The sequence below is a fragment of the Paenibacillus sp. FSL R7-0302 genome (genome assembly GCF_038006885.1).
Taxonomy (GTDB): domain Bacteria; phylum Bacillota; class Bacilli; order Paenibacillales; family Paenibacillaceae; genus Paenibacillus_AQ.
The window spans coordinates 15,130-41,782 of record NZ_JBBOWB010000002.1; the positions used below are offsets into that span (position 1 = coordinate 15,130).

The following is a 26,653-nucleotide window of genomic DNA, read 5'->3' on the forward strand; positions in this document are numbered from 1 at the left end:
GTTCGGCCGTATTTTTCACTTTCTGCACAAGAGTCCCTCCCTATTCCCTTCGTTTCAAATCGAACTCCGCTCTCTTCTGATCAATCTCATAGTCGATCTCCTGCACATAATCGTACAGGGCATCGGCGGTGTTCGTTCCATTGTTGATGACCTCGCGCAGAGCATTGTCAAGATGGCGGCCTGTGAAGTAACCGCCCGGCACCTCAGGCACACCCTGCACCCATTGCCACTGCTCCTCCAGATGGCGGTAATCGCTTGTCGGCCACGGCAGCTCCTTAAGCGCTTCAACGTTCGCGGTCGGATACCGCGCTGCCGCGCCCATGAGGCCCTCCATCTCCCGGCCGAAGCGGACCTGCGAATCCTTGTCTACCCACCACTTCATGAATTCCCAGGCGGCATCCTTGTTCTTCGCCTGCTTGAGCATTAGCGCGGCGGTGCCCCCGCTGGCAACATCCCTGCGGATACTGCCGTCCGGCTGTTTCGTTCCCGGAACCGGAATGAATTCCCATAGCCCCTTAATCTCCGGCGCAGATACTGTCAGATAGTTATAGAAGGTATAATCCTGAATGCCGACCGGCATCTCGCCGGTGCGGAACCGCATCGGGAAGTCGAAGATCAGCGGCAGCTTGTAGCTGGTGTAGAAATTGGTCCAGTTCTTGAAGGCAGCCAGCCCCGTCTCTGTATCGAGTCCGCTCTTCGCTCCGTTATTCAGATAAAACGATCCGCCCATCTGATAGAGCAGCATGGCATAGGCGCGGTTGACCTCCAGCACCGGCACGCCTGTCGTCTGCGCGAGCGGCAGCGCCATATCCATCCGGTGCTTCTGCAGCACCGGAATCATCGCGTAGACCTCATCCCAGGTCTGCGGCGGTGCAAGATTCAGCTCCTGCAGAATATCCTTCCGGTAGAACAGCATGTTGAAGATCTGCTGCTCCGGCAGGGCGAAGACCTGATTCTCGAACCGGTACGGCACGAGCGCACTGTCTCTGAACTGCTTCACCACTTCCTCATAGCCGGGATACTTCGACAGATCCTCCGCCGCTTGGCGCATCCCGAAGTTCACCGGCATATCATTGCCGACCTGCATCGCCACATCCGGGCCTTCCCCGGCCAGCGAGGCGCGCAGCAGCACATTCGGACTCACCAGCTTCAGATTGACACCGATGCCGGTAAGCGGGGTAAATGTATCATCGATCATTGCCTTCAGCACCTGCGCCTGGTCGCGGCCGGTTCCGATCCATACATCAATGGTCTCGCCGTTCTCCGTGGTATTGCCAATCGTGTTGTAATCCTCGAAGAACGAATGGGTGAAGGACGACACCTCATGCACAAGCTTCCTGAACCCGGAAGCATTCGCCTTCGGCAGCTTCACATCCGGCGAAGAGAGCAGCAGGTAATCAATCTCCAGCGGCTGCTCCCGTACCTCCAGAATCCAGGAGCCGACGCTGCCGACATTGATTTTGAACTGCGATAGCCGCTTCTGAACCGTTTCCGGCTTGTCGGCCATGTCCGCCAGCTGATAGGCAGTTTTATTCAAGGTTGCGGTTTTATCACTCTTTTCCCCTGTAAGCCGGACCAGCTCTTCCGATATGCCATATAGAATCTTGCTCTGCTCACGGAAGACCGCCGTCATATCCGGGATTTGCTCCTCCAGCCTGTAATCGCGGTACGGATCCGGCACATTGCCTGTAATCATCAGGATTTTGCGGTACATCGCATTAATGTCCAGCACACTGGCCTCCACCTGGCGCAAGAGCGGCGCAATCGCCCCGAGGCTGACCTCCAGCTGCAATTCGTGTTTTCCTTTGCTTAAATAGAACAAATACGGCTCATCCCCGTTCCCCAGCCGGTTCATCTGCCAATCCGAATCGTAGTAGAACGGTATTTGCAGCATTTCCCGAAAAGGAACCTCTCCGTCAATCCGCAGGGAGCGTGTGGAATAGATCCCTCTTAACAGCTCCTGCCGGCCTTTGATGGTGATGTTGTACAGACCGTCCTCCGGTGCTTCCACTTCCCAGGCGATCCATTGGCCCGGTACCCGCCAGTTGTTGCCGCCAATCGTGTTCATTCTGATCTTGGAGACATCGTACGGCTCTGTTGAAGGGCTTGAGCGGTCTGTGACCGGATACAAGGTCGGGGAGGATTTGTAGGCCGCGTCTTCCCCCTGAATCTTGATCGTATGGCCGCTGGTTTCCTTGTATTCTTGAGCTTCGTAGCCCTGCTTCACCTCTGCATAGGCAGCGGGTGCAGCGTAGCTGTGCAGCTTAATATAGTCGATGACCATCGGCTCTCTGCCGGACACCATCGTTATGGTGTGCCGGCCTGCCGGGAAATAGAATTGGTACGGCTCCTCATAGTAGCCTTCCGTATCTCTCAGCAGCGTCTCCTGCCAGGCCGGAGCCTCAATCTGGCGCGGCCGGAGATCATTGTCCCGGTTATCCTGCCGGATCTCCGGGTTCTCATTGACCCAGATCCGCGCGAAGGACAGATTGCGGGCGCTGGTGAACGGCAGCTTGCCGTCAATCAGCAGCTCACGTTCAATCGCCGAGCTTTTGCCCTTCACCGGATAATAACGGACCGAGATGTGGTACAGTCCGGACTTCGGCACATCCAGCTGCCACCGGATGGAGCCGCTCTCCTCCGTTCTGACGTATCTCCCCGTCTCCCCGCCAAGCTCTGTTAGCACCTCCGGGCTCATCCCCTCGGCCCCTGTATAATCGGCCCCCTTCAGCATAATTTCTTCGCGCGGCTGCTCCTCGCCCTCGTATTGCTGCAGATAATGCTCATAGCTGCCCTCAGGCAGCTGCCGTACCTCCTGCCCGTTCCCCGTTACACCTTGCGCCGCCTGGGCAGCAGGCAGCTCTGCGCTTGCCGCAGGCAGCGCCATCATGGAGATCAGCATGACGGTTACAAGTGTCCGGTTCATCATACGCCGGGATAATGGCATTCTCACTCGGGTTCCCTCCTCTAGCAGACTTGCATTTAAAGAGTGTTACAGGTGTAACTGGTTATATTTCAAGTGGAACGGCCTGGCAGTCCTTTTGAAGGACGGTACCGTTTCAGCGCGAAATTCTTATATTTCAAGCGCACACGGCTACGCCGCCCTTTAAGGGCGGCTGCCGATTCTGCGGACTAACGCAGCAGGTATTGCGCAGGACAAGCAGTTATTTCCCTTGTTATAAGCTGTCCTGTTCCCTATTTTTTCTCTTTATCCTGCTCTCCGCTCAGTACCTTCTTGGCTGCGGCCTGCGCCGTTCCAATGACCTGGGCCACCCCGGTGGACGGTGTAATCTCGCCCTTCAGGAATTTCTCCGTCACCTTATCCAGCTGATCCTTGACGCCAAGACCGCCGTAGCGTCCGCCATAGACCCGCTCTACCTTACCCTCATCATTCATCGCATTGGCGATAGAGGCTTCATCCGGCAAAATATTCTCCATCGACAGTCTGCGGTTCTCCTGCCAGCTGTCGAACGGCTGCAGATCCTCCCAGATCTTCACGATGGTATCCGCATCCTTAACCCCTTTGGGAATGGCATAGGCTGCTGTCTGGCCCAGCGGATCGTAGTACTTATCGGCCTGCGGGCCTTTTGGAATATAGACATATCCCCATTCATCCTTCATCTTGCCAAGAATACGCCCCTCGATTTCCCAGAGACCGCCCGGATACATAGCCACGGTGCCTTCTCCAAAATACTTAGCCGGGTCTTCCCAGTCATTGCCCTCGTTAGGCTTGAATACCTTATCCTGCGTGTACAGCTTATGAAGGAAGTTAAGCGCTTCCATAGATGCCGGTGAATCAAAGACCGCCTTCTGAGTGGCTTCGTCGTAGATTTTACCGCCGTTGCTGGCGATTAGCAGCTCCGAGATCACATAATGGGCTCCGGCCAGACCGTACTGGTCCATCTTCCCGTCCCCGTTCTTGTCAATCGTCAGCTTCTTCGCCGCATCAAGCATCGTATTCCAGTTCCAGTTATCCTCATCCATCAGCTGCTGCGGGTCCTTCAGGCCTGCTTCCTTGAAAATACGCTTGTTATAGAAAACGCCGCTGTCGTTCGGGCTGTACCAGCTCTCCAGACCATAGACCTTGTCGCCGCCGAAGCGCATGGAATCAATCACACTCTGATCGATGAGTGAATCCTTCAGATAATCATCAAGCGGTGTAAGGAAGCCGCCATGCATCAATCCCCAGATGAAGCCGTCAGGCAGCCGGACAATCTCGGCAAACGGATCGCTCGCCATAACGGAAGAGGACAGCTTCTCGGCGGTGGACCAATACTCTGTATTCAGGTATTTAATCTTGACGTTGTATTTCTCTTCCACCGCTTTGATCCGTTCGCGGGCAAGCTCATCTGCCTCTGAATCCCCGACAGGAGTGGCATCCCACCAGTGGGAAATGCGGATCTCCCGCCCGTTCAGATTGGCAGCCGGCGTTGCCGAAGGCGCTTCCGTTGCTGCTGGTGCCGTTTCACTGGCTGCCGGAGCCTGAGTCGCCTCCGCCGCCGGTGTTGCCGGTGCAGACGCATTATTCCCTCCGCTGCAACCGGTTACAAGTGTAACTACGGCTGTCATCAGCATGAACCAAGCCGAGCTTTTCTTCTTCAACTGTTTCACTGTTCGCCACGCTCCCCTAATTTCAGTGATGTTAAGCCATTTCAAGATTGAACTGATTCAAGATTGAATTGATTCAAGATTGAACTGATTCAAGATTGAACTGATTCAAGATTGAACTGATTCAAGCATGTCTGCGTCCGTCCCCCGCTCCCTTCCCGATGTCATATTTATATAGTGGCGTATGCCAGCATATAAGCCCTTAAGACTACCCTTGAAATGATGAAAAGAAAACTTGGAAATAAATGAACCTGGATACGGGCAGTGCCGCTCCGGCGGGAAGGATAAGGGTTATTGCACGGCCCTTGCCGTCCCATTAAGGGCGATACCGCTTCAGAGGGCGTATCAGGAGCAACTGTGCACGGGCCTCTCCCGAGAGAAGGATAAGGATTATTGCACGGGCCATGCCGTCCCATTGAGAGCGATACCGCTTCAGAGGGCGTATCAGGAGCAACTGTGCACGGTGCCTCTCCCGAGAGAAGGATAAGGATTATTGCACGGCCCTTGCCGTCCCATTAAGAGCGATACCGCTTCAGAGGGCGTATCAGGAGCAACTGTGCAGGTGCCTCTCCCGAGAGAAGAAGGATAAGGATTATGCACGGCCCTTGCCGTCCCATTGAGAGCGATACCGCTTCAGAGGGCGTATTAGGAGCAACTGTGCACGGGCCTGCCGTCCCTCTGAGGTCGGCACCTCTCTCGCGGGAAATATCCGGATGACTGGTGGGTTACATTTGCGAATTCCTTATACTTTTCAAATTATCAGTAAATTCGCAAACTCTCCTTGTCCCATATGTACCGCCAGAGTAACCGCTTACTCAAACCCTATAAAATAATGAAATGGGTTTCATGAAATCCATTTCATTATAACTTCTGGTTATCCCCTGGTCAATCCTACTTTACACAAATTTCATGCTTCAATCCAAAAACTTTCCAGAATACAGGCCCCCTCGTGCTGACGCACTCCACATACGCCTGGAAAGTTCTTGACCGGCCCTGGATGAACATACTTGAATGCGTGCACGGCAGACTTGTCTGGTAAGCAGCTTCCGGCGAGTGTTGTTGCGAGCTATTTTGTGAGCTATTCTGCGAAAATTTTCGGGCGGCCCGTGCTGTCACGTACCACCAGCTTAGGCTGGAGCACCGTCCGTTTTCTGGGATTTCTGCCGCTGATCAGCTCATGAAGCATCTCTACAGACAGCTCCCCCAGCTGGTTGGTGTTCTGCGACACCGTAGTCAGCTCCGGAATAACCGCTCTGGACAAGGGCGAGTCATCGAACCCGACGATCGACAGATCCTCCGGTATCTTCAGCCCATGCTGGGTGGCCGACTTCAACGCGCCGATAGCCGTAAAATCATTTACACACAATACCGCTGTCGGCCGTTCCTCCTGCTCCAGCATCCGGTCCATCAGCTTCCGCCCGCCCTCGATCGAGAAGTCGTGGAACATGACCCAATCCTTGCGTAGCTCAAGCCCCTGCTCCTTTAGCTTCATCCTCACGGACTTCAGCTTCACCTGAGTCGTGGAGGTCTCCTCCATCCCCCCGAGGAACCCGATTCTACGGTGCCCCAGGTCCAGAAGATGCTGGGTGGCCAGTGCCGCCCCTTCTTCTTCATCGGTGTAAATGCGGTGCAGACCGCTCCGGGGCAGATTGCCGTTGACCAGCACGATCGGCACATGCTTCGACAGCTCCACGACCTCCTGGGACAACGCCGGCGGACACTGGTTCAGGTTAATTCTGCCGCCCAGAAAAATAATCCCATCCACTCTTTTCTCCCGAAGGATGCTAAGGTACTCCGACTCGCGGCTATGCTCCCCTGCCGTATCGCAGAGGAAGAAGGTATAATGCTTCTCTCTGGCCACATTCTCGGCTCCCCAGAAGACCTCCGGGAAAAAGGGGTTGGTGATGTCTGGCAGAATCATGGCGATGGTGCCAGTCTCCTTCTTGAGTAGACTGCGGGCAAGCGCGTTCGGCTGAAACTGGTGCTTCTCAATCACAGCCATGATGATCTCCCGGGTGCTCTCCTTGACCGGAGCTGTATTGTTGAGGACACGGGAGACTGTGGCTACGGACACCTGGGCCTCCTTGGCGATATCATATATGGTAATCGTCTTCATCCTTTACCTCCTTGGTCTCGCGTTCCTGGCTTATGGCAACTTACATCCGGGGCGGATGGGTGCGGGGGGGTTGGGGTGGAGCGGGGAAGTCGGCAGAGGGGCAGGGTGCAGTTAGGGCTGGAAGGGCGCGTGGAGATGGGCTGGTGCTTAGTGGCCCTTTGTTCGTGCCAATCGCCAACTGCTCCTCATTTTGCTCTACCGCCCACTTTTGGCCAATTCAGGGTAGTTGTGCTCCTCATTTTGCTCAATCGCCCACTTTCGGCGGATTCAGGGGCAGTTGTGCTCCTCATTTTGCTCAACCGCCCACTTTCGGCCAATTCAGGGGTAGTTGTGCTCCTCATTTCGCTCAACCGCCCACTTTTGGCCAATTCAGGGGTAGTTGTGCTCCTCATTTACGCCTGCTGCCCACTTCCCGCACATTTAATGGGATTTATCCCTCTGATTTCACCCGTGCGGCTCACTTCTGGTACTTTTAATGGGATTTATCCCTCTGATTTCACCCATGCAGCTCACTTCAGGCACATTTTATAGGATTTATCCCTTTGATTTCACCATGCGGCTCACTTTCGGTACTTTTAATGGGATTTATCCCTTTGATTTCACCGTGCAGCTCACTGTCGGCACATTTCGGTGCGACCCCCTTATCCCGGAGTCCTCCATATAAAATCAGCACTTGTCGTACATATGCTCTTTATTTCGCTTTTTCTCTCGGCCAGAAGAAGCGGGAGCGGTCTTCCAGGGTCAGGACCCACTCCGCAAAGGTAGCTGGCGGCATGTTCCGAAGGCTCGTATGCATTCTGCGATTGTTGTAAAAGTCCATGTACCGGTCCACCGCTTCATAGGCCTCTTCGAACGTGTCGAAGGCCTCTTTGCGGAACAAATCCCGGTCAATATTACTGTGGAACGATTCAATAAAAGCATTGAAATCCGGCGTTCGAGGCGGAATGCGTTCATGGGTCATTTCCCAGCTTTCACACATGTCGCCAAACAGGTGGCTGACGAACTGTGGACCGTTGTCGGTGCGGATCACCGGGCGTGCGCTGTCAGGGGCGCAGTGTTGCTCCATGGCGCGTCCCAGCGTCTGGCAGGCGTGCTTGGCCTCACACGACGATCCTCGGTGGTAGCCGACGATAACACGGGTAAACACATCGATAATGCTCAGGACAAAGAAATGCCGGTCACGGCCCGCCACGTACCCGTACTTAATGTCCATCTGCCAGAGCTGGCCCGCCCCGGTAATGACTCGGTTCTCCGGCAGCTTCCGGGGGTGCTTAAAGCGCTTGTGGCGCTGCGGCTGCAGGATCTCCAGCGCCTGACACAGCCGGTAGCTTTTCTTGTGATTGAGCCTCAGCCCGTGCTGGTTCCATAAGCACTTGGCCAGAAGTTTGTATCCGTACACGTGCTCCTCTCCAGCGATTAATTCCAGCAGCCATTCCTGGATTTCCTCGTCGCTAATCTTCTCTCCAGACTCGGTCAGGGAATAGCCGGGTACGGGTCTTCCACGCCCCTGGGGTACAGCCTGTGCAACCTGCTTCTTGCGTTTCTTCCGGTCGTAGTACGTGGACTCTGCTAGCCCGATAAGTCGCAGCACCAAGGCTGCGGTATTCCCCTGCTTAATGAATAGGTCGGCTACCTCGATTTTTTCGGATAAGCAGGGGTTGGCTTTTTTAGCAGTTCACGTAGAATCTCGATCTCTAACTCCTTTTCGCCGAGGATCTTGACGGCCTTCTCGTATTTCTGCTCCACTTCCAGGAGGCGCTTCAGTTCCTCCACCTGCTCCTGGGGATACGGATGATCTTGTTCCCCATGGGTCTCTCGGTAGTCCCTCACCCACTGATTCACCGTCGATGGGGTCACCCCATACTTTCGGGCAACCACCGCTGCCTTAATGCCAGACAACACCTCTTGCGCAGCCTTCTCTCTTGTTCCTGTTAAGTGTCCCATACCGTTCATCCTCCTCCTCTATCTAGTCTACATTTTTGTGGGGGAGGACTCCAACTTCTTTAGGGGGCTGTGGAGATTTAATGGGATTTATACCTCTGATTTCACCGTGCGGCCCACTTTCGGCACATTTAATGGGATTTATCCCTTTGGTTTCACCATGCGGCTCACTTCCGGCACATTTAATGGGATTTATCCCTTTGATTTCACCGTGCGGCCCACTTCCGGTACATTTAATGGGATTTATCCCTTTGATTTCACCATGCGGCTCACTTCAGGCACATTTTATAGGATTTATCCCTTTGATTTCACCGTGCGGCTCACTTCCGGTACTTTTAATGGGTTTTTGCAGCCTGATTCCGGCGCGGTCAGTGGCGCATATATACTATACTTTCGGCTGTTTGGGTCAGGTAATACATAATTCCAGTTTGTCCACAACCGAAGCCCCTACATTTGCTCAACAGCACACGGAAGCGGTGGTACTCTATTGAGAAGGACAGCAGCCGTTGCAGCGTTGGCAATAAGATGAGAGAATCACCCCCCCGTCTAGTACCAAACATACTAATCTTTACACTGCAATCGGCAGCAGTGATGCTTGTCCGTGGATGTACTGTATGGCTCAGCGGGCAACAGCATCACGGTTGTGGCTGGGACCCTAGGTCCCTTGCTCATCGAAATAGCTGTTCAGGAGCTTGAGGAACACATTCGGAAAGGCGTAGTTCTTCATGTCCTCGCGGCTGATCCAGCGCTGCGCTCCGCTGTCTGCCGCGTCGGCTGCGGCATCCCCGCTGTCGAACAGCGCCAGCGGTGCGTCTTCCGCCGGCTGTGCCCCCAGCGCCGCAAGCACTGCCCCGGCCTCTGCGCTCAGCGGGCCGTCTGCGCCCAGCGCGCCATCCCCGCGCTCCGCAGGAGCCGCCCCGTACACGGCGCGGCTCTCCGCTGCCAGCGGCAGCGCCGCCTCTTCCCTGCAGCGATACACCTGCAGGGTCCACACAATATGGCTGAATGTATGCTCCGCAGCCATCCAGTGCCCCTCAGGCCGGGCGTGAATCCCGGCCTGGCTCATGGACCGGCGCAGCCGGTCCAGCGCTGCCGCTTCCGGCAGCAGCGCACCGCGCGCGCCGCCGGCCTCAGCAGGCGGCGCAGGCCAGTGCGGCAGCTCCCACATGCGGGCCAGCAGCCCGCTGGCCGGCCGCTGCCGGATCAGTACCCGGCCCGCGTGCTCGCCGCGGCCCTCTACCAGGGCAGCCAGCCGCTCCTCCGGACGCGGCGGCTTCGCCTTGGTCTTGACGGGCAGCGAGGCCTCGCAGCCCGCCAGCCGCGCGGCGCAGTGCTCCATCACCGGGCACGGCAGGCAGCGCGGTGATTTCGGCGTGCAGATGAGCGCGCCAAGCTCCATCAGCGCCTGATTGAAACTGCCTGCTTCCCCTTCGGGGATCAGCTCGGCGGCGAGCTTTTCCATCTTCACACGGGTCGGACCTTTGGCAATGTCATCCTCAATCAGGAAATACCGGGACAAGACGCGCATCACATTGCCATCCACCGCCGGCTCCGGCCGGTTGAACGCGATGCTTAGAATAGCACCGGCTGTATACGGGCCTACGCCCTTGAGGCCGAATACGGCATCGCGGTCATCCGGCACCTGCCCCCCGTACAGCTCCTTGACCTGCTTCGCGGCATGCTGGAGATTCCGGGCACGCGAGTAGTAGCCAAGGCCCTCCCAGCATTTCAGCACCTCTTCCTCCGGTGCATCTGCGAGCGCCTCCACGGTCGGGAACTGCTCAATGAAACGGTTGAAATAAGGAATTACCGTATCCACCCGGGTCTGCTGCAGCATAATCTCCGAGATCCAGATGTAATAAGGGTTGCGGTGGCGACGCCACGGCAGGTCCCGCTTCTGGAGGTGGTACCATTCCAGCAGGAACCGGCTGAAGAATAACTTGGCTTCCTGCTGCGCTTCTATGTGCTTCTCGTCTGTGGTCATCGTTATTCTCCTTGCCGTTCATAATTATATAGTTACAGGCTGTGGCCGGTCGTCCGCTCCACCACCGCGAAGGCCGAGGCCAGTCCGCGGCTGTGCGTAATGGTGAGATGAATGACATACTCCTGCTCCGGCAGCCCCAGCCGGGCCCAGGCCTCCGCCGACAGTATGGCTACTGGCTTGCCCAGCGCATCCGGCAGAATCTCAATGTCCTGAAAACCCACCATCTGTCCGATGCCGCAGCCCAGCGCCTTCACAACCGCTTCCTTGGCCGAGAATCTCCCGGCGGTGAATTCCGCTGTCTTCGTGCCTTTGCCTGCGGCCAGCATCCGCTCCGGCCCGGTCAGAATTCTCCGGGAGAAGCGGCTACCCAGGCTGCTCTCCGTAATCCCGGCAACCCTGCCGATTTCCAGCACATCATGCCCGATTCCGTAAATCACACTCCCACACCTCTCCTGGCTCTGCATTCCTTAACCCTCTTATATTACCTTCTATCCTTACCCTGCGTCTAATGATATGATCTTGCTAGGACTCCACAGATCTCATGTAACAGTGAGGCCTGTCAGCTTCTCGGCCAAGTATTATTAATAATAGTCTTAGCGTCAGCTTTCTGCTATCTTAAAAGAAAAAAAACTGAAAGTCTATCACCCGCAAATCAGGTATATCTGGTAAAGAGGTACAACCGCCAGTTCCAAGAGATGAAGGAAAGGAAGAATACCTTATGTTCCGTAATTTTGAATTACCCGCAGGAGAGGATGCGGTGCTTCGCTGCTCCCATTTTCCCGCTCAGGGAGAGGCCCGGAGTGTGGTGGTTATCGCTCACGGCTACAAAGGCTTCAAGGATTGGGGGATGTTCCCGTATACGGCACAGGCGCTCAGCGACGAGCATGAAGTGATCAGCTTCAATTTCTCCCATGCCGGCATCGGCGAGGATCTGCAGAATTTCACCGAGCTGGACAAATTCGCCCGCAACACCTACCAGCGTGAGATCAAGGATATGGAGATCCTGCTCTCCTATCTGAGCCAGCACCACAGGTTCGGCAGCCTCCCGCTTTTCCTGCTGGGCCATAGCCGCGGCGGGGGCGACTCGCTCCTCTACGCACTGGATCATCCGGCAGAAATTGCCGGGGTCATTTCCTGGAATGGAATCACTAACCTGGATCTGTTCACAGAGCAGCAGAAGAGTGAAATGCGGGAAAAGGGCCGGACCCATGTGCTCAACGGACGGACCGGCCAGCAAATGCCGCTGGACGCCATCATTATAGAGGATCTGGAGCAGCAGGCGGAGCGTTACCAGATTCTAGAGCGGATGAAGCAGGCCAACTTCCCCGTTGTCCTGATTCAAGGCAGTGAGGACGGCGAGCATCTGCGGCGCGGCTCCGAGCAATTGATCCGGCTGCGGCCGGATATCGAATGGGTGCAGATTCCCGGCGGCAATCATACCTTTGGCACCGTTCATCCTTTTGCCGGAACTACTCCTCAGTTAGAGCAGGCGATATCCGCTACTAGGGAATTCATCGACCGGGTGCTGGCGAAGTAGGACGTACACCTATAATTAGCCTCACATACTTGGCTGCCTATTGTATTCGGTTTTTCACATACATTCGGCCCATTCGCCTTCGCACCACACATTGTATTCGGTTTTTCACATATATTCGGCCGATGCACCTTCACACGAGCCTATTGTATTCCGTTTTCCACATACATTTAGCCGGTGAACCTTCATACGAGCCGGATGTATTCGGTTTTCCCCATACATTCGGCCCATTCGCCTTCGCACCAGCTTACTCTTACACAAAAACCGCCGGAGCGTCTGCATCAAGCGCAGCGCCCCGGCGGCTCCGGCATAACCTGTCTAGATCCCCGGAATACTATCGCGCTTATGCGCCGTTCTCCGGAAGAAGCGCTCCAGCTTCTCCGCCGCATCAGGGCTGACGGTCTTCCCCTCCAGATAATCGCTGTTCTCCTCATAGGTGATTCCAAGCTCAGTCTCATCCGTCTGGCCCGGCCAGAGTCCGGCCGTCGGCGCTTTGGTCACGATATCCGCCGGCACGCCAAGCGCCGCAGCCAGCTGCCGTACCTGACGTTTGTTCAGGGAGGACAGCGGTGTTATATCGACGGCGCCATCGCCCCACTTCGTATAGAATCCGGTAATGGCCTCAGAGGCATGATCGGTACCCACCACCAGCAGATTGTTCTCAAAAGCAAGCGCATACTGCATCACCATCCGCGTTCTCGCTTTTACATTCCCCTTGCCCTGATGGGTGATATGCTTGTGCTGGCCCAGGGCCTTCAGGCTGTGCTCAACCTCCAGGGCGATCTCGTTCACCGCTTCTTCGATATTGGTCTCCACCGTATGGGTCAGCTCAAAAGCCCGGGCTACCGCATAGCTGTGCTCAATATCCTCCTGCTCCCCGTAAGGCTGGAACACCCCGAGTGTCATATACTCCTTGCCTTCCTCCGCCGTCAGCTCGTCCGTAGCCAGCTTGCACAGACCCGCAGCCACCGCGCTGTCCACACCCCCGCTAATCGCAATCAGCAGACCTCTGGCCCCCGCCTGGAGCGCATACGCTTTCAGGAAATCTACACGCTTACGTATCTCCGCATCCGTATCAATCGCCGGCTTAACTCCCAGCGTAGCAATAATCTCTTCCTGCAGACTCACAGGACCACCCCGTTTCTTAGAATTGTAATCCCTGCCCTTAACACAAGTTAAAAAAATCCCGCATGAGCCAAGCCTCCGGCTGACGGCTGGCTGATGCGGGATCCTTACTTATTCATGCTGCTGCCCTCAGGCTGCAGGACATTATTACTGGCACACGCGGTCAAAAACTTCCTTCAGCTCCGCAGCAATCTCGGCTGCCGAACGGTCTTCCACACCGTGACGTTCGATGAAGTGAACCAGTTCGCCGTCCTTCATCAGCGCGATGGAAGGGGACGATGGCGGATACGGTGCGAAATATTCACGCGCCTTGGCGGTGGCCTCCTTCTCCTGACCGGCAAATACGGTGAACAGGTGATCCGGCAGAATCTCGTTCTGCAGCGCCTGGGCTACCCCTGGACGGCACTGTCCGGCGGCACAGCCGCATACGGAGTTCACAACAACCAGCGAAGTTCCCTTGGCTGCCGGAAGGGCTGCTTCCACCTCCTCCGGGGTCAACAGCTCCTGAAATCCGATACTTGTCAGATCGTCGCGCATAGGTTGGATAGAATCTCTCATATATTGATTAAAAGACATGGACATTTCTCTGCACTCTCCTTCATCACTTGAATTGAGATAAGGTCAGAACCCGGATAACGTTACCGCGTTCCAGCACTACTTGCTAACTTTATTATACATACATACTCTGCGAAAGCAAGAGACGCAGCCTGCCGCTGCACAGCCCCGAAACGGTGCCGTCCCCGTGAAATCTGCTACATATATACAGGGCTCTGGACCGCTCCCTCTCTGGACTCCACCGGAAAAGTAACGATGACCGAGGTCCCGGACCCTACCTCCGATTCCACCCGGATCGTCCCGTTATGCCGCTCCGCAATACTGAGACAGAGCGGCAGACCAAGACCTGTCCCCTGGCTCTTGGTGGTGAAAAACGGGGTGAACAATTGATTCAGCTGGCTCTGGGGCATGCCTTCTCCGGTATCCGTAATAATCAGCAGCACGTTATCCTCATGCTCACAGGCAGCCAGCGTCAGTACGCCCTTAGCTTCCATCGCCTCCATGGCGTTGCGGGCCAGATTCAGAATCAGCTGCTTAATCTCCCGGACATTGAGCTGCAGCAGCGGCATCGTCGGGCTGATTTTCAGCTCCACACTCTGGCCGCGGAGATTGGCATCCGCCCAGATCAGCGGCGAAAGCTCCTCCAGAACAGACTGGAGCCCGGCCGGCTCCTTGTCGGATACACGGGTCTGCGCCAGCGACAGAAAGTCATTGATGATGCTGTTGGCCCGGTCCAGCTCCTCCATGACAATATGATAATAGGAGTGGAGATCCTCCGGGCTCTTTTCCCGCATCAGCTGCAGGAAGCCGCGAACTACCGCCATCGGGTTACGGATCTCATGCGTAATGCCCGCAGCCATCTGCCCGACCAGCGACAGTCGCTCGACATTGTCAAGCTCACTGCGCATTTTCTCCTCTTCCGTCAAATCCTGAATAATCATGACGATGCCGCCCGGCAGCCCCGATTCATGCTGGAGCGGCGCGGTAAAAATATGATAGGTCATCGAATCGACCCTGATCTTGGTATTGGAGCGCTGTCTACTCCGCAGAACCGCCTGTAACCGGTCCAGGGTAGCCTGATCCATGCTTTTGCCGAAGATATCACCAGCCGGCCTGGACAAAATAAACTCTCTGGTCAACAGGGGACAATGACGCTGCATCAGGCTCAGCATATATTCATTCACCTCTGTCACATACCCGTTGTCATCGAACTCTATAATATTCAGCGGAACCACATTTGTAATCTGCTGCAGCTTCTCCGATTCCCACTGGAATTTCTCCGAGATTCCCTGCATTTGGACCCTGACCTGCAGCTTGTCCCACGCCTTATCGATATAGGTGATGAACAAGGCGCCCAGAATTAGGGCCGTTAATCCGTATAGTCCGGCGAGAGCCGCTTGGCTAGGAGGTATATCGATGACGTTCCTGCCCTGTATATTCGGTACAATAACTATGAATAACATGCTCGGGAAAAGTGCGCCCCACAGGATGAAGATTTTGCCGGGTATCGCAGATTTCTTGAACATCCCGGACATACCGAAGAGCAGCGGATACAGCAGCACCCCTGAATTCAGGAAGAGATGCTCCAGACCTGAGGGCACCGAGAACAAGGCAGTACAGAAGAAGAAATATAGCGCGAGGTAGACGCTGGAGCGCAGAGTACCATATAAGATTCCAATATACGCAGGGAGAATCGCCAGATTCAAATAGACCACCCCGAACATCGTAGCCGACAGTGCCATGCACAGCGTAATCCCCAGCGCACAGCAGATCATCAGAAAGGTATGATCATCGGGAAACCTGATGCTCCGGCGCAGGGGATGGCCCCGGTCCAGCCTCCACTGAAAGAGGAACAGGAAAATGCAGGCAGCCGATATTTGCAATAAAATATCCTTTACCGCATAAATAATTGCAATCACTCCTCAAATTGGTTAAAATTCCTTTTCCACTTAGATTAAAGCATAACCGCGCATTCCTGACAACGATAATCAGGTTTCGGTCGCTTGGATCTGGCTACACTCCGCCTGGAATGGTATGATGCCGTTAATAGAGTGTCGCAATAAGCAAAAGGAGCAAATGAATGAGTAACTATGATGTAATCGTCATTGGAGGCGGCCCGTCCGGGCTGATGGCCAGCGTAGCCGCAGCCGGACACGGGGCGTCCGTACTTCTGATCGACAAAGGGGCGAAGCTGGGCCGCAAGCTGGGAATCTCGGGCGGCGGGCGCTGCAATGTTACCAATATAAAGGAGACCTCGGAGCTGATCGCCCATATTCCGGGCAACGGCCGTTTTTTATACAGCTCGTTTGATCATTTCAACAACCGGGATATTATAGATTTCTTTGAGGGGCTGGGCATTGCCTTGAAGGAGGAGGATAACGGCCGGATGTTCCCTGTATCGGACAAGGCCGCAAGCGTAGTATCCGCTCTTATAGGCAAAGTCCGGAGCCTTGGTGTGCAGATCATGACAGACAGCCCGGTCCGGGAGGTTCTCTACGAGGAAGGAGCCGTCCGGGGCATCCGCCTGGAGTCAGGCCAAGCTTTCGGCGCGAAGGCTGTCATCATCGCTACCGGAGGCAAGTCCGTGCCGCAGACCGGATCTACCGGTGACGGGTACCCTTGGGCTGCCGCCGCCGGACATACGATCACGGAGCTGTTCCCGACCGAGGTCCCCATTCTCTCCCGGGAGGCGTGGATCAAATCCGGGGAGCTGCAGGGCTTGTCCCTCCGCGATGTCACGCTGAGCGTCTGGAATCAGAGGGGCAAGAAGGTGATCTCCCACCGGGGGGATATGATCTTCACCCATTTCGGCTTATCCGGCCCGATTGCGCTGCGCTGCAGCCAGTTCCTCCGCCAGGTTCAGCAGAAGTCGGGAACCGATACCGTGGAGATGTCCATCGACCTGTTCCCGGACCTGTCCCTTCAGGAGGCGGAGTCTATGCTCCAGAATAAGCTCGATCTGGAGCCGAAGAAGGCTATCCGCAACTCGCTGAAGGGCCTGCTGCCCGAGCGCCTGATCCCGCTGCTGCTGGCGAAGAGCGGGCTGGACGGGGAGATTACAGGCCATCATCTGCCCAAGCTTGGCCTTGGGGCGCTGGCTGCCCTGGTGAAGCGGATGCCCGTTCAGGTTCATGGGACACGTTCGCTGGCGGAAGCCTTTGTGACTGGCGGAGGAGTTGCGCTCAAGGAGATCGACCCCAAGACCATGCAGTCCAAGCTGACGGCAGGCCTCTATTTCTGCGGTGAGATTCTCGATATTCACGGTTATACCGGCGGCTATAATATTACCGCCGCCTTCTCCACCGGCTATACTGCCGGTAAGCATGCGGCGGCGCAGTAAGGCGGATAAGCAGCGCCTATAGTTAGCTTCTGTCTGGCCTGCGATCCCGAGAAACATCCCGGCTGCTGCCAGTGGCAGCCAGAGCATCCGTAACAGCAAGAAGCCTTCCCCCAGAATGTGGAGGAAGGCTCTTTGCTGTTATCTTGCAAACCTTATGACACTGAAGATACGGCCGATCCAGATTCCGGCGGCAGCCCCGACAGGGATAAAGATCAGCAAGCCCCACCAGCCATAGGCTGGCATGCAGAGCACTGCGGAGCACAGAACGGCGAAGGGCATCAGCAGAATAGGCATCGCCTTGGAACCGGCGTCCGCCTTCTGCACCTTGGTGAACGGCAGAATGCCGATATAATCATCCCCGGAGAACAGATTCCAGAAGGAGGTCAGCCAGTACGCCATCATACTAGTCAAGACAATATACAGCAGCCACTTCAGCACTACCGGTACAATAAAGATTGCTATAAGCGACACCCCGGTGAACTGCAAATACAGCTTGAGGTGGGCCGGATTGCGCAGCAGCGCCTTCATCCCTGCGGCGGCGAAGCGGCTCTCGGGCAGCTTCGAAGCCAGCAGCGGCTGTGACTTGCGGAAGATCCAGGGCTTATAGCGTGTCGGCCGCGGCTTATCCAGCACACGGCGCAGCAGAATCGCCGCAATTCTCATCCGCTGCTTGTAGTCTTCGCGCACATCATTCATGAACGTGCCGCGCAGACGCAGGCGGGCTCTGAAGGCCAGGACGGTCACCACCGCGTAGGCGGCTGCCGCCAGGAACAGAAGGGCCGGGCTGTCCTTCCAGAAGAGCGCGAGACGCAGGTAGATCCCGCAGGGTACGGCCACCGCCAGGATCAGCCACAGCCTGCGGCGGAAGCCCTGGCGCTGCACCTTGACGATATGGCCCAGCAGCTTAACGGCCCAGCTGCAGGTTATAGTCAGCGCCAACAGGCCGTAGGCGCTTGCCGCGCTCAGATCATAGCCGCGGATCAGAAACGGCAGCAGAATGACGTACACCGCCGCCATCTTCAGCGCAGTTACCGCTAGGCTATAGACCATTCCGCCCTTGAGGATCGTGCTGATCCAGTTCTGCCGCTGCCGCAGGAACAGCAGATCGCCTTCCTGGAGCAGCAGCACGATACCTCCGGTAGCCAGCAGAATGGCCAGCAGCGAAGGCACGACAACAAAGGGTACATGGCTGAACCAACCCGGGAGATTGCCGTTCCAGTAGCCATAATAGAAGCGGCCGCCGAGGAGGCCCCCCGGGATGAGGATATACAGCAGGACCGTCCAGTCTACAGCCGTACGGATAATAGCAGTCTGCTCCCGGAAATGGGAGAACAGTCTTCGTCTCAACAGATTCCTTGCAGCCGGGAACGCAAATGAATTCCGGCTCATGTTAATTCGTCGAAGCAATCAAACAGTGATCCCTCCGGCAGCCCCGCTTCCCCGCGTATCGCCGCAAGTGTCCCCTCGGCGGCAATTTTGCCTCCGGAGATCAGAATGAAGCTGTCGCAGATTTTCTCCGCTGTATCCAGAACATGCGTGGACATCAGCACCCCGGCGCCTCGCTCCCGCTCTGCCTCCAGCAGGCGCAGGAAATCCTTGGTGGCCCTGGGATCAAGGCCGATGAACGGCTCGTCCACAATATAGACATCCGGCTGTACCAGGAAGCCGAGCATGAGCATCATCTTCTGCTTCATCCCCTTGGAGAAGCCGGCCGGCAGATCATCGCGCACATGGGTCATGCTGAACTGTACCAGCAGCTGTTCCGCCGTGGATTCGAAGGCTTCATAGCTTAAGCCGTAGGCAGCGGCAGCCAGATCAAGATGCTCCCACAGGGTAAGATCCTCGTAGAATACTGGCTGCTCCGGCACGTACGCATAGGACTGGTTCTCACCGCCCAGCTTCACCCGGGCCTTGGCATGCTTCAGCAGACCAAGCAGCGTCTTGATCGTAGTGCTTTTGCCGGCCCCGTTCGGTCCGATCAGTCCCAGCAGCTCGCCCTTTCTCACCTGGAAGGAGATTCCTGAGATGCGGATATCTCCTGCCTCATAGCCCGCTTCCTCAATTACCACATCAAGCACGGTATCCTCTTCATCGTAGTCATCGTCGTCTTCATAATACTTGTTGATTCGGTCCCCCGTCTGCTTCGGAGCCTTCTGTTCCTCTGAGCCTTCTGTCTCTTCCATATCTATCTCCATCCCCTGCATCATCATTAATTATAATGCGATCATAGCACCATAGACGGACCTTTGCTGCAATAATTTTCACCCTTCACCCGTCCTTCAAAAGATTGTTCAATTTTTTATAATTAAAAGTGTGCTTATTGTGACAAATGACATGTTCTTCAATCTTTGTTTGACGTATTGTAAAACTAGATATCCGGAAGGAAGTATTCCAAACCGTGCGGATAAGCCCGTACGATTAACAATAGAGGTGGAGAAGCATGATACAATCCTATGAACGCGATACTCAGTTGACCCTGCATTTGTACAGAGTTTTTGCCAAGTCCTTCAAGAGCATTAACGAGCATGCTGTAACCGGCAGCAAGATCGAAGGCTTCAACCCGACCGCCTTCGCCGTCATGGAGGTTCTCTATTACAAGGGACCGCAGCCGATCCAGCAGATCGGTGCCAAGCTGCTGCTGCAGAGCGGCAACGTTACTTATGTGATCGACAAGCTGGAAGAACGCGGCTACCTGCAGCGCAAGCCTTGCCCTAGTGACCGCCGTGTTATTTTTGCCGAGCTGACTACCGAGGGCGAACGCCTGATGAACGAGATGTATCCGAAGTACTCGGAGCGCCTGCATCTGGCCTTCAGCGGACTCAGCGACGAAGAGAAGGAACAGATGATTGTGTTGCTGAAGAAGATGGGCCTGCAGGCAGAGAAGCTCTCCCCGCTCCCGCGCAAATAAGCTTAGTTGAGGAATCGGCGGTTGTGAATCAATTCACTAATCAAGCCAATGTAGGGGTTGTTCCAAAAAGCAGGTAACGGCTGCTTGGAACAGCCCTTTGTTTTGAGCAGGATCAGGCGTGATCAGCTTGTAAGGAGCAGCATTGTTGCACATCTTGCAGGATTCCTTTATAAAAGTTACTGACCGAAGCACAATGTTGCATTATTTGCACAAATTCCGATGTTTAGAGCAAGTTAGCGCTAAATTTGTTGCATTTCCTGCAGGATTTCAGCATAAACCGCTCCTACGGGGCAATATTCCTGCACTTTTTGCAAGATTTCTCTATAATCCACAATAGAAGAAAATCATAGTTCCCTAAATAAACACAAAAAATCGCTCGTTCTGGTAAATGGAAGGTCCGCCATCCATCCCCAAAGGAGCGATTTCTTCGTATGTTCAAGCCCTCACTCGATAAATCTCATAATCAGGACAATCCGTGCTAAGACTTGAAGCTTAACGCTTCGATGGTGTATTTACTTCCTGTATAGAGGGTACCCCTTGGTCAAGACGCACCGAGATTACCAGCGAGATCACAGCGAACACTGCCATCACGATGAACAGGGAGTGCAGACCGCCCTCCAGTGCGCCTTGCAGACTGCTCCAGGCTTCCTTAGGCAGCACGCTTCCGCTATGAGGGTTAAGCAGCTGGTTAATATCTGCGCCGGAGGCGGCTGCCCCCGGCTGTTCCGCCAGGCTCCGGTCAATACTGAAGTTCAGCCAGGAGCCGAAGATTGCCACCCCCACCGTCTGCCCGAGTGAGCGGGTGAAGGTGTTCAGTGCCGTAGACGCACCGCGCTGCTCATGCTGCACCGAGGACTGGGCGATAATGGTGAAGACGGTCGAGGCATAGCCGAAGCCCACCCCGCAGAATAGCATCAGCACCAGAAGCAGCAGCTGCGAGGAGTCTGCATTCATCAGCGTTAATCCCACGGCCGCGATAACAATCAGCGACAGTCCCAGCATCCCTGTACGGCGTGTGCCTGCACGCAGAATCATCCGCGCGCCCGCGATGGAGCCCAGCATCCAGCCGACCGACATCGGTGCGAGGAGCAGGCCCGAGAGGGCGGCGCTTTTGCCGAATACGCCCTGCACCCACAGCGGAACATACGTAGACAGGCCGATAATGAGCGTACTGACCAGCAGATTCGCGCCTGTAGATACCGCAATATTACGGATGGAGAACAGTTCCAGAGGCAGCATCGGCTCGGCGGCCCGGCGCTCCACGAACAGGAACACCACCAGCAGCAGAACAGCCGCCAGGAGAATAGCCAGCAGCAGCGGAGAATTCCAGGGCAGACTCTGCCCCCCAGTCGTCAGGCCAAACAGCAGCGCCCCCATTCCCGCAGCGAACAGCAGCACTCCGGCTACATCGATCTTCGTCTTGCGGCGGACCTTCTCTTCCTTCAGATAACGTGAGATGAAGATAATCGACAGCAGGCCGAACGGCAGATTGAACACGAATACCCAGCGCCAGCTTAAATAATCCACTACATAACCGCCAAGCAGCGGCCCGACCAGCGAAGAAATCCCCCACACCGAGCTAAGCAGCCCCTGTGTCTTCGCCCGCTCCTTCAGGCTGTAGATATCTCCGATAATGGTAAAAGTCATCGGAATCAGCGCCCCCGCACCGATCCCCTGAATCCCCCGGTAAATAATCAGCTGCTGCATACTCTGCGAGACTCCACATAACAGCGAGCCTGCCAGGAACACTACAGCACCGCCTATGAACACGGGCTTCCTTCCGATCAGATCGCTCAGCTTGCCAAAAATAGGCGTGGTCACTGCCATCGCCAGCAGATAAGCCGTAAAGATCCAGCTCAGCCACTGCATCCCCTGGAAATCCCCTACGATGGCCGGACCCGCCGGACCCGTTACCGTCCCTTCAATCGCTGCCAGAAATGTGGCCAGCAGTACGCCTGTCAATATTAACTTCCGCTGCTTGTCCCCCAGTGAACTCAATGAATCCATACCTTCTCTCTATATTCTCTCTGTTCTCTCTCCTGCGCCCGTATCTCCTTGCAGCAGGGAATACATCACTACATCCTGATAGCCCGATGCCGTATGCCGGTATTGCCGCAGCAGGCCCTCCTGCCGGAAGCCAAGTCGCGTGAGCAGCCGCTCAGCGGAGAGGTTGCCCGGATGGCACAGGGCTTCCATCCGGTTCAGCCCCATGCTCTGGAAGCCGAACGCAAGCGCAAGCGTAAGCGCTTCCTGCATATACCCCTGGCGCATGGCTGCCGGTGACAGCTCGAAGCCGATCTCTCCCCGGTATGCGCCTTGAAGCTGCCAGTGGTTATAGCCGCAGCTGCCGATGACACTGCCTTCCGGCCCCAGGATGCTCCAGCGCAGGCTCTCTTCCTCCACCGCCCACTCCGCCAGCAGGGCAATCAGTGCTTCCGTATCCTCCACAGAGGACAGAGGCGGGCCATCCAGCCAGGGCGCTACTGCCGGATGGCTCCAAATCGCGAACAGCTCCTGCGCATCCCCCGGCAGCATCGCCCGCAGACGCACCCTCCGTCCGCTTAATTCCGGGATAGCCCCCCCGCACACATACATGTTCCCGTCCCCTTTCAACCCTATCAGTATACATCTTATTCTGCCCGGATGGCGCATTTACCTGTCACTCCCGCTTACCCATCACAAATAGCGTCTGCCCCCATGGCTTGCCGCCACACGGTCAGACGCTGTACCTTATCCTTAATGTTATGTTCCATTCGGTGCAGCTACCTTCAGACTTAACCCGACGCACCCGCAGCCTTAACCGGCTTAAGCACTTCGGTGCACAGTACACCAAGCTTGGCCTGAATGGCTTTGAACTCTTCGATTCCTGTTCCCGTGACACTATAAGCGTCGCCATGGGCGGTGAGGAAATTCTCCTGGGTCAGCCGTTCCAGCTCCTGTTTCACTTCGCGCTCCGCCACCCGGTACCCCAGGTTCTCCAGCTCCGGCAGCATTTCCGTTAGTGTCAGATCCTTCTCATGTGCACAATATAGCATATGGATTCCAATAAACAAGTTCTGTACGTCGGCGCGCATGTTTCACTCCTTCTGGCTACTAGCCTGCTGTATTTATAAAAGCATTACCCTGCCCTGAGTTCCCGGAAACACCTCCGCTTAAGTAATTCTTTCTTCTTCCTCTTCTTCCACTAAGCGGTAAAACCTGTTAATCCCCCGTTAATGCTTGACGTATAGCGCTTCCCTGTACTATCTTGATAGTTAACAGTTATGGGATTCATACTGACTCAAGGTACAGGAAGGTGATGCTTCATGTTTCAAGCCATGCCTTATGACGGCACTCGCAGCGAACGGTTCGAAGCCGTTCTCAGCCAGCTCGGGGCACTGATGGAGGGTGAACCGAACGCCATTGCCAACTTGGCCAACGCTTCGGCGCTGTTAAAGCTCTCTCTGCCGGACACCAACTGGACCGGTTTCTACTTGTTTGACGGCACAGAGCTGGTGCTCGGCCCCTTCCAGGGACTTCCGGCCTGCATCCGCATTCCGCTGGGCCGCGGTGTCTGCGGAACCGCAGCCGCCGAGCGCCGCACGCTAGTGGTCGGCGATGTTCATGCCTTCCCGGGACATATTGCCTGCGATGCTGCCTCTAACAGCGAAATTGTTGTTCCACTGGTCAAAGGGGACACCCTCTATGGCGTACTGGATATCGACAGCCCGCTCAAGCACCGCTTCGACGACGAGGAGCGCCGCTTCCTCGAACGGTTCGCAGCCATGGTATCCGAGGTGCTGTAAGGCTAGCCTTCATCATCAGCAGCAAGTAAGTCCTGAACCGCAAAATACCCCCACAAAGTGGAGCTTAGCTTTGATGATGACTCAGGTACTTTGCGGGGACCCCAAAACATATCAATTCTTATGCACTAAAGAAGCCGCCCCACCGCAGGAATTATTCCTGGGTGGGGCGGCTTTTGCTGTTCTGATTATACCGCCTGGAGCTGCGGCTATGAAGCTGCAGCCTGTACCGATGGCGTTACAGGCGGACCGGATCGATATGCCAGATCTCGGCGGCGTAGCGGCTAATCGTATTGTCGCTGGAGAATTTGCCGGAATGGCCGATATTGATGATCGACTTCTTCAGCCATTCCTTCTGGTTCCGGTAAGCCAGGTCAATCTTGACATGGGTCTCCACATAGCTGGCGAAATCCTTAAGCACGAAGAATTCGTCATTGTTGTCAATCAGCGACTGGAAGAGCGTATCGAACTCCTGGGCATGGGAGCAGAAGGGACCAGGGACGATTAGCTGATCCAAGACTTCTTTTACCCGGCCGTCGCCATTATAGATATCGCGGGCGTGGTATCCGCCGTACTGGTAATAATCAAGTACCTGCTCTGCCCGTAGGCCGAACAGGAACATATTATTGTCCCCTACCATCTCATGCATCTCCACGTTAGCCCCGTCCATGGTTCCAATCGTCAGCGCACCGTTCATCATGAACTTCATATTGCCGGTACCAGAGGCTTCCTTACTCGCCGTGGAGATCTGCTCGCTGACATCGGCGGCCGGAATAATCTTCTCCGCCAGCGATACCGAATAATTCTCCAGGAAGAAAATACGGATCTTCCCGTTAATGTCCGGATCCCGGTTCACTACATCAGCCACTGTATTGATCAGCTTAATGATCCGCTTGGCCAGATGATAGCTTGGAGCGGCCTTGGCACCGAAGATGAAGGTCCGCGGCACGATATTAATGGATGGATTATCCTTGATCTGATTATACAAATGCATAATATGAAGCACGTTCAACAGCTGGCGCTTATAGGCATGCAGGCGCTTGACCTGTACATCGAAGATCGAGTCGGGATCTACCGCAATACCGTGCTTTTTCGTGATATATTCAGCCAGGTGCAGCTTGTTGCGGCGTTTGATGGCGGCCACCTGCTCCTGGAAGGAGGCATCCTCACTATATTTGATCAGTCCGATCATCTCCTGGGGCTGATGCATCCAGCGGGTGCCGATTGACTCACTGATTAGTCCGGCAAGCTCGGGATTGGCATGCTGCAGCCAGCGGCGGTGCGTAATGCCGTTGGTCTTGTTATTGAAGCGGTGCGGATACATCTCATTGAACAGCCGCATCTCACGCTTTTGCAGAATCTCCGTATGCAGCGCCGCTACACCGTTCACACTGTGGCTGGCGACAATCGCCAGATGTGCCATGCGTACCTGATCGTCATGGATGATCGCCATCTGGTTGATCCGGTCCTGGTCTCCAGGATATTTGCTCATCAGCTCGCCGCAGAAGCGGGCGTTAATCTCCTCAATAATCAGGAAGATGCGCGGAAGCAGCTCTCTGACCATACCGATCGGCCACTTCTCCAGCGCTTCGCTCAGAATGGTATGGTTGGTATACGACACCATCCGGGTAGTCATGCTCCAGGCCTGATTCCAGCCCAGATGATAGACATCCATCAGAATGCGCATCAGCTCAGGGATCACCAGCGTAGGGTGAGTGTCATTGATATGCAGGGCTACCTTGTCAGGCAGGCTGTCAATCGGCAGGCCCGTCTTGGCGAAGGTCCGGATAATACTCTGCAGGCCGGCACTGCACAGGAAGTACTGCTGCTTCAGACGAAGCAGCTTGCCTTCGTACTGGGAATCATCGGGGTACAGGAATTCGGAGATGGATTCCACCGAACGCTTGTATTCGAGGAACTTGTGATAATCCGTACCGCCCAGCGTGCCGAAGACTCTCGATGGCTGGGTGATGGACTCGGCACTCCAGTTCCGCAGTGTGTTCACATGTCTGCGGTCGGCACCGATCACCGGAATATCATACGGAACCGCCCGTACGGCTTCATAATCCTTGTGCTCGAACACAAGCTCATCATTCTCCCAGCGGGTGTCCACATGTCCCCAGAAATGCACCTCGACCTGTTTGTCCTCGCGGCGTACTTCCCACACGTTGTCATTCTGCAGCCAGTAATCCGGCAGCTCCACCTGATAGCCGTCTACAATCTTCTGCTCGAACAATCCGTATTTATAACGGATGCCGCAGCCGTGTCCTGCATATTGCAGGGAAGCGAGTGAATCCAGGAAGCAGGCGGCCAGACGGCCCAACCCCCCGTTGCCCAGACCGGCATCGGCTTCCACCTCTTCGATATCCTGCAGACAGAACCCCAGATCCGCGAGGCCCTCGCGGACAACCTCCAGCACGCCCATATTCAGCAGGTTATTGCCCAGCAGCCTGCCGATCAGGAATTCCATGGAGAAATAATATACCTGCTTATCCTTGTCGATCTTGAACTTCTGATTGGTGTCCGCCCAGTCCTTACCGGCACTCTCCCGGATCATGTTGCCGAGAATATTATAAATGTCGGCGTTCGAAGCTTCTTCAAGCGGCTTGCCTAATTTCCCGATGAGTTTCTCACGGAACACTTGTTTGAAAGTCTCTTTATCGTTGAACAACAGCAGGTTCCTCCTTACACATGCATGTATTGGTTGATAATAGTGCCTATTACAACACTGGATCAGAAGAAATGCCCTGAAGTGGCACA

At 55.4% G+C, this 26,653-nt stretch carries 20 protein-coding genes; 4 read left to right on the forward strand and 16 right to left on the reverse strand.

Annotated elements, in window-relative coordinates; genetic code table 11:
* Positions 1 to 40: 40 nt before the first annotated feature.
* The 7 genes from MKY96_RS25760 to acpS all read right to left on the reverse strand — a co-directional run bounded on the left by MKY96_RS25760 (position 41) and on the right by acpS (position 11,086).
* Positions 41 to 2,947 carry an extracellular solute-binding protein gene (locus MKY96_RS25760; RefSeq protein WP_340946753.1) on the reverse strand — a complete coding sequence of 969 codons (2,907 nt, stop codon included), beginning with the start codon at positions 2,945 to 2,947 and terminating at the stop codon, positions 41 to 43.
* 248 nt (positions 2,948 to 3,195) lie between these two features.
* Positions 3,196 to 4,611, reverse strand: a complete 1,416-nt coding sequence (locus MKY96_RS25765; protein WP_340944844.1) for an extracellular solute-binding protein — start codon at positions 4,609 to 4,611, stop codon at positions 3,196 to 3,198.
* Positions 4,612 to 5,686: 1,075 nt separating this feature from the next.
* A complete protein-coding gene (locus tag MKY96_RS25770) occupies positions 5,687 to 6,724 on the reverse strand; it encodes a LacI family DNA-binding transcriptional regulator (protein ID WP_340944846.1) in 1,038 nt (345 codons plus the stop codon).
* 691 nt (positions 6,725 to 7,415) lie between these two features.
* Positions 7,416 to 8,315 (reverse strand): IS3 family transposase, encoded by a 900-nt coding sequence (locus tag MKY96_RS25775; RefSeq protein WP_340946755.1) that lies wholly within the window; start codon positions 8,313 to 8,315, stop codon positions 7,416 to 7,418.
* Between the two features lie 38 nt (positions 8,316 to 8,353).
* A complete protein-coding gene (locus MKY96_RS25780) occupies positions 8,354 to 8,668 on the reverse strand; it encodes a helix-turn-helix domain-containing protein (RefSeq protein ID WP_340940699.1) in 315 nt (104 codons plus the stop codon).
* A gap of 652 nt (positions 8,669 to 9,320) precedes the next feature.
* Positions 9,321 to 10,649, reverse strand: a complete 1,329-nt coding sequence (gene mutY, locus MKY96_RS25785; RefSeq protein ID WP_340944847.1) for an A/G-specific adenine glycosylase — start codon at positions 10,647 to 10,649, stop codon at positions 9,321 to 9,323.
* 32 nt (positions 10,650 to 10,681) lie between these two features.
* Complete coding sequence (gene acpS, locus MKY96_RS25790; protein WP_340944849.1) at positions 10,682 to 11,086, reverse strand: holo-ACP synthase; 405 nt, start codon at positions 11,084 to 11,086, stop codon at positions 10,682 to 10,684.
* 281 nt (positions 11,087 to 11,367) lie between these two features.
* Between acpS and MKY96_RS25795 the strand changes: the two genes are divergently transcribed.
* Positions 11,368 to 12,186, forward strand: coding sequence for an alpha/beta hydrolase family protein (locus MKY96_RS25795; protein ID WP_340944850.1), 819 nt, complete (start codon positions 11,368 to 11,370; stop codon positions 12,184 to 12,186).
* A 315-nt stretch (positions 12,187 to 12,501) separates the two neighbouring features.
* Here the strand turns inward: MKY96_RS25795 and nadE are convergent, their stop codons facing one another.
* The 3 genes from nadE to MKY96_RS25810 all read right to left on the reverse strand — a co-directional run bounded on the left by nadE (position 12,502) and on the right by MKY96_RS25810 (position 15,782).
* A complete protein-coding gene (nadE, locus tag MKY96_RS25800; RefSeq protein ID WP_340944852.1) occupies positions 12,502 to 13,311 on the reverse strand; it encodes an ammonia-dependent NAD(+) synthetase in 810 nt (269 codons plus the stop codon).
* A gap of 144 nt (positions 13,312 to 13,455) precedes the next feature.
* The gene (locus MKY96_RS25805; RefSeq protein WP_340944855.1) at positions 13,456 to 13,890 is read right to left on the reverse strand and encodes a BrxA/BrxB family bacilliredoxin; all 435 of its coding nucleotides are present in this window, start codon (positions 13,888 to 13,890) and stop codon (positions 13,456 to 13,458) included.
* A gap of 170 nt (positions 13,891 to 14,060) precedes the next feature.
* A complete protein-coding gene (locus MKY96_RS25810) occupies positions 14,061 to 15,782 on the reverse strand; it encodes an ATP-binding protein (protein WP_340944858.1) in 1,722 nt (573 codons plus the stop codon).
* 161 nt (positions 15,783 to 15,943) lie between these two features.
* Here MKY96_RS25810 and MKY96_RS25815 point away from each other — a divergent pair, with 161 nt between their 5' ends.
* Complete coding sequence (locus MKY96_RS25815; protein WP_340944860.1) at positions 15,944 to 17,203, forward strand: BaiN/RdsA family NAD(P)/FAD-dependent oxidoreductase; 1,260 nt, start codon at positions 15,944 to 15,946, stop codon at positions 17,201 to 17,203.
* A 138-nt stretch (positions 17,204 to 17,341) separates the two neighbouring features.
* Here the strand turns inward: MKY96_RS25815 and MKY96_RS25820 are convergent, their stop codons facing one another.
* Both MKY96_RS25820 and MKY96_RS25825 read right to left on the reverse strand, forming a co-directional pair.
* Positions 17,342 to 18,610, reverse strand: a complete 1,269-nt coding sequence (locus MKY96_RS25820) for an ABC transporter permease (protein ID WP_340944862.1) — start codon at positions 18,608 to 18,610, stop codon at positions 17,342 to 17,344.
* The gene (locus MKY96_RS25825) at positions 18,589 to 19,386 is read right to left on the reverse strand and encodes an ABC transporter ATP-binding protein (protein WP_340944863.1); all 798 of its coding nucleotides are present in this window, start codon (positions 19,384 to 19,386) and stop codon (positions 18,589 to 18,591) included. The genes MKY96_RS25820 and MKY96_RS25825 overlap by 22 nt, the downstream gene beginning before the upstream one ends.
* A gap of 257 nt (positions 19,387 to 19,643) precedes the next feature.
* Between MKY96_RS25825 and MKY96_RS25830 the strand changes: the two genes are divergently transcribed.
* Positions 19,644 to 20,111 carry a MarR family winged helix-turn-helix transcriptional regulator gene (locus MKY96_RS25830; protein ID WP_036722277.1) on the forward strand — a complete coding sequence of 156 codons (468 nt, stop codon included), beginning with the start codon at positions 19,644 to 19,646 and terminating at the stop codon, positions 20,109 to 20,111.
* Between the two features lie 492 nt (positions 20,112 to 20,603).
* Here the strand turns inward: MKY96_RS25830 and MKY96_RS25835 are convergent, their stop codons facing one another.
* The 3 genes from MKY96_RS25835 to MKY96_RS25845 form a co-directional block, all read right to left on the reverse strand.
* Complete coding sequence (locus MKY96_RS25835; RefSeq protein WP_340944865.1) at positions 20,604 to 22,118, reverse strand: MDR family MFS transporter; 1,515 nt, start codon at positions 22,116 to 22,118, stop codon at positions 20,604 to 20,606.
* A gap of 9 nt (positions 22,119 to 22,127) precedes the next feature.
* Positions 22,128 to 22,706, reverse strand: coding sequence for a GNAT family N-acetyltransferase (locus MKY96_RS25840; protein WP_340944867.1), 579 nt, complete (start codon positions 22,704 to 22,706; stop codon positions 22,128 to 22,130).
* 179 nt (positions 22,707 to 22,885) lie between these two features.
* On the reverse strand, positions 22,886 to 23,185 hold the full coding sequence (locus tag MKY96_RS25845; protein ID WP_036700151.1) for a hypothetical protein: 300 nt from the start codon (positions 23,183 to 23,185) through the stop codon (positions 22,886 to 22,888).
* A gap of 231 nt (positions 23,186 to 23,416) precedes the next feature.
* On the opposite strand from MKY96_RS25845, the gene MKY96_RS25850 reads away from it, so the two are divergent.
* Positions 23,417 to 23,896, forward strand: coding sequence for a GAF domain-containing protein (locus tag MKY96_RS25850; RefSeq protein ID WP_340944868.1), 480 nt, complete (start codon positions 23,417 to 23,419; stop codon positions 23,894 to 23,896).
* A gap of 235 nt (positions 23,897 to 24,131) precedes the next feature.
* On the opposite strand, the gene MKY96_RS25855 is transcribed toward MKY96_RS25850, so the two are convergent.
* On the reverse strand, positions 24,132 to 26,564 hold the full coding sequence (locus MKY96_RS25855; RefSeq protein WP_340944869.1) for a glycogen/starch/alpha-glucan phosphorylase: 2,433 nt from the start codon (positions 26,562 to 26,564) through the stop codon (positions 24,132 to 24,134).
* Positions 26,565 to 26,653: the final 89 nt, after the last annotated feature.

What these genes read in the sequence shown, in the direction of transcription:
- MKY96_RS25760 (WP_340946753.1), bottom strand. Translation starts at nt 2,947, where the DNA reads ATGCCATTATCCCGGCGTATGATGAACCGGACACTTGTAACCGTCATG.
- MKY96_RS25770 (WP_340944846.1), bottom strand. Translation starts at nt 6,724, where the DNA reads ATGAAGACGATTACCATATATGATATCGCCAAGGAGGCCCAGGTGTCC.
- MKY96_RS25780 (WP_340940699.1), bottom strand. Translation starts at nt 8,668, where the DNA reads ATGGGACACTTAACAGGAACAAGAGAGAAGGCTGCGCAAGAGGTGTTG.
- mutY (WP_340944847.1), bottom strand. Translation starts at nt 10,649, where the DNA reads ATGACCACAGACGAGAAGCACATAGAAGCGCAGCAGGAAGCCAAGTTA.
- MKY96_RS25795 (WP_340944850.1), top strand. Translation starts at nt 11,368, where the DNA reads ATGTTCCGTAATTTTGAATTACCCGCAGGAGAGGATGCGGTGCTTCGC.
- MKY96_RS25805 (WP_340944855.1), bottom strand. Translation starts at nt 13,890, where the DNA reads ATGTCCATGTCTTTTAATCAATATATGAGAGATTCTATCCAACCTATG.
- MKY96_RS25815 (WP_340944860.1), top strand. Translation starts at nt 15,944, where the DNA reads ATGAGTAACTATGATGTAATCGTCATTGGAGGCGGCCCGTCCGGGCTG.
- MKY96_RS25825 (WP_340944863.1), bottom strand. Translation starts at nt 19,386, where the DNA reads ATGGAAGAGACAGAAGGCTCAGAGGAACAGAAGGCTCCGAAGCAGACG.
- MKY96_RS25830 (WP_036722277.1), top strand. Translation starts at nt 19,644, where the DNA reads ATGATACAATCCTATGAACGCGATACTCAGTTGACCCTGCATTTGTAC.
- MKY96_RS25835 (WP_340944865.1), bottom strand. Translation starts at nt 22,118, where the DNA reads ATGGATTCATTGAGTTCACTGGGGGACAAGCAGCGGAAGTTAATATTG.
- MKY96_RS25840 (WP_340944867.1), bottom strand. Translation starts at nt 22,706, where the DNA reads ATGTATGTGTGCGGGGGGGCTATCCCGGAATTAAGCGGACGGAGGGTG.
- MKY96_RS25845 (WP_036700151.1), bottom strand. Translation starts at nt 23,185, where the DNA reads ATGCGCGCCGACGTACAGAACTTGTTTATTGGAATCCATATGCTATAT.
- MKY96_RS25850 (WP_340944868.1), top strand. Translation starts at nt 23,417, where the DNA reads ATGTTTCAAGCCATGCCTTATGACGGCACTCGCAGCGAACGGTTCGAA.